At 75.4% G+C, this 3,004-nt stretch carries 2 protein-coding genes; both read right to left on the minus strand.

Annotated features, from left to right (window positions below; translation table 11 throughout):
- Nucleotides 1-1,386 (minus strand): GAF domain-containing protein (locus ADK60_RS20725; RefSeq protein ID WP_107094676.1); only part of this gene is annotated, 1,386 nt, incomplete at its 3' end.
- Nucleotides 1,387-1,516: 130 nt separating this feature from the next.
- Nucleotides 1,517-2,899 (minus strand): MFS transporter, encoded by a 1,383-nt coding sequence (locus tag ADK60_RS20730; RefSeq protein ID WP_053648013.1) that lies wholly within the window; start codon nucleotides 2,897-2,899, stop codon nucleotides 1,517-1,519.
- Between the last annotated feature and the right edge of the window lie 105 nt (nucleotides 2,900-3,004).

Raw genomic sequence — 3,004 nt, forward strand, 5'->3', positions numbered from 1 at the left:
GGCCCCAAACGGCCCCCCCCCCCCCCCCCCCCCCCCCCGCGCCCCCCCGGCCCCCGGGCCCCCCCCCCCCCCCCCGGACCCGCCACCCCCGCCGCCCCCCGGCTCGGCGACCAGCACCAGGTGCGGCCGGCCGAGGTCGACACCCAGCCGCCGCCCCCGCGCGGTCAGCCCGGCCGGATCCCGGTCGGGAGCGGTGAGCAGATCGGCCAGCAGCTCGCCGCGGACCCGGTTCTCCGTCTCGGCGACCGACCGCCGCAGCAGCAGGAGCAGCGCGGTCACCACGCCGGCCCGTTCGAACAGCCGGCGGTCGGCGTCGTCGAGGTCCGGCCGGCCGCGCAGCACCAGCGTGCCGAGCTGCTCCTGCCCGGCCAGCACCGCGCACACCCAGGCCCCGCCGTGGCGCACCGCGCGCCCCTCGGCCCGGGACGCCGCCGCCGCCTCGGCCGGCCCGGCGCCGGGGGCGGCGGCCCGCCCGGCGAGCGGCTCGCCCTCGGTGTCCAGTACGGCTATCCCCCCGCCGAGCAGGGTGGCCACGGCCGCGGCGACGTCCGGCACCTCCGCCCCGCGCAGGACCAGGTCGGTGAGCCGGTCGTGGCCCCGCTCGGCGCGCTGGACGGCGGCGGAGTGGGCGCGGATCAGCTCGTTGGCGCTGTTCAGCTCGGCGAGCGCGGCCCGGGTGTCGGCGAGCGCCTTGGCGGTGTCCAGGGCGATCGCGGCGTGCGCGGCCAGGGTGCAGAGCAGCGCGACCTCGTCGGGGGAGAACGCGCGGGGTGAGCGGTCGGCGGCGAACAGCACTCCGATCACCCGCCCGCCGAGCAGCAGCGGGACACCGATGATCGCCACCAGGCCCTCGTCGACCACGCCCGCGTCGATGACGTCGGTGTGGTGGAAGCGGCCGTCGGTGCGGTAGTCGGGGGTGGCGTACGGGCGGGCGCTCTGCGCGACCAGGCCGCCGAGGCCGTCGCCGAGGCTGAGCCGCAGGGTCTGGAAGAGCACCGAGACCGAGCCGTCGGTGACCCGCATGTAGGTGTCGCCGGCGGCCTCGTCCGGGAGGGTGAGATAGGCGGTGTCGGTGCCCAGCAGCATCCGGGCCCGGCGGACGATCGCCTGCAGGACGGAGTCGAGGTCGCGGGAGGCGGCGAGGTCGCCGGCGGTGTCGAAGAGGGCGGTCAACTCGGCCTCGCGGCGGCGGTGCTGGCGCAGGGTCCGGTGGACCCGCAGCGCCTGCCAGGTCGCGTCGTCGATCTCGCTCAGCACGTCGGCCGGTGCGCCCCGCCGGCGCGCGTCGGCCAGCACGTCGGCGAAGTCCTCGGTGGCGGCGCCGGAGGCGAGCAGGTCCAGCAGTCGCCGCAGTGCGGGCGCCGAGCCGGCGTGGAGGTCGTTCATGGTACGGCCGCCAATCGGCAGTGGGTGTTCGTGTCCCGGGGAGGGAAGCGCGATGCTAGCCGCTCGGCCCGGGTGGCCGTAGCCCGCCGGCGCCCGTCCGGTGACGGGCGCCGACGGGCCGGACGGCGCGTCAGGCGGTGGCCGCCTTCCCCACCGTCGCCGCTCCCGGCTCCGTGCCGTCCTCGGCCGGCCGGGTGCCCGTCACCTCCGCCAGGTCGTGCCCGCGCGTCTCCCGCCCGCACAGCACCGCCAGGACGGTGATCGCGGCGGCGATCGCCACGTACACCGAGATCGGGGTCGAGCTGCCGTAGTCCTTCAGCAGCGCGGTGGCGATCAGCGGCGCGGGTGCGCCGGCGGCCACCGAGGCGAACTGCGCGCCGATCGACGCGCCCGAGTAGCGCATCCGGGTGGCGAACAGCTCGGAGAAGAAGGCGGCCTGGGGTGCGTACATGGCGCTGTGGAAGACCAGTCCGACGGTCACCGCGAGCACCAGTGAGCCGAAGGAGCCGGTGTCCACCATCCCGAAGAAGACGAACGCCCACACCCCGACGCCGACCGCGCCCACCAGGTACACCGGTTTGCGCCCGACCCGGTCGGAGAGCGCTCCGAACACCGGGATCAGCGCGAACTGGACCGCCGAGGCGATCAGGACGGCGTTCAGGGCGGTCTGCTTGGGGAAGTGCACGTGCGAGACGGCGTACGCGAGCACAAAGGTGGTCATCACGTAGTACGAGATGTTCTCCGCCATCCGCGCGCCCATCGCGACCAGCACCTCCCGCCAGTGGTGCCGCAGCACCCCGACCAGCGGCGGCTGTTCGGCCTTCCCGCGCGCGGCCGCCCGGGCCAGCGCCTCCTTGAACAGCGGCGACTCGTCCACGGCCAGCCGGATCCACAGGCCGACCCCGACCAGCACCGCCGAGAGCAGGAACGGCACCCGCCAGCCCCAGGCCAGGAACGTCGCCTCCGACTGGATGCCCGTCAGCAGCGAGAGCACGCCGGCCGCCAGCAGGTTCCCGGCCGGGGCGCCGCCCTGCGGCCAGGACGCCCAGAACCCGCGCCGCCGGGCGTCGCCGTGCTCCGACACCAGCAGCACCGCGCCGCCCCACTCGCCGCCGAGGGCGAAGCCCTGCACCAGCCGCAGCAGCGTCAGCAGCACCGGCGCCGTCGCCCCGACCGAGGAGTAGGTCGGCAGGCACCCGATCAGCGTGGTCGAGCCGCCCATCAGCAGCAGGCTGACCACCAGCAGCCGCTTGCGGCCGACCCGGTCCCCGAAGTGCCCGAAGACCAGCGCCCCGAGCGGGCGCGCCGCGAACCCGATCGCGTAGGTGAGGAACGACAGCAGCGTGCCGGTCAGCGGGTCGCTGTTCGGGAAGAACACCTTGCCGAACACCAGCGCCGCGGCTGTTCCGTACAAGAAGTAGTCGTACCACTCGATCGTGGTACCGATCAGGCTCGCCGCCACGACTCTGGGCAGTGAGCGGCTCCGTGCTTGATCCGAGACGGCGGTTGTCATGGGTCACCACTTCCGGGCCGGGGACAGGACAGGACGGGGGAGCGGACATGGCGCGAGGAGCGGGCGGGACGGGGGAGCGGGCATCGCGTGAGGAGAGGGTGGGAC

This window comes from Streptomyces sp. XY431 (genome assembly GCF_001279805.1).
Lineage (GTDB): Bacteria > Actinomycetota > Actinomycetes > Streptomycetales > Streptomycetaceae > Kitasatospora > Kitasatospora purpeofusca.

Coding starts and splice junctions, on each gene's coding strand:
- ADK60_RS20730 (WP_053648013.1), bottom strand. CDS start 2,899: ATGACAACCGCCGTCTCGGATCAAGCACGGAGCCGCTCACTGCCCAGA.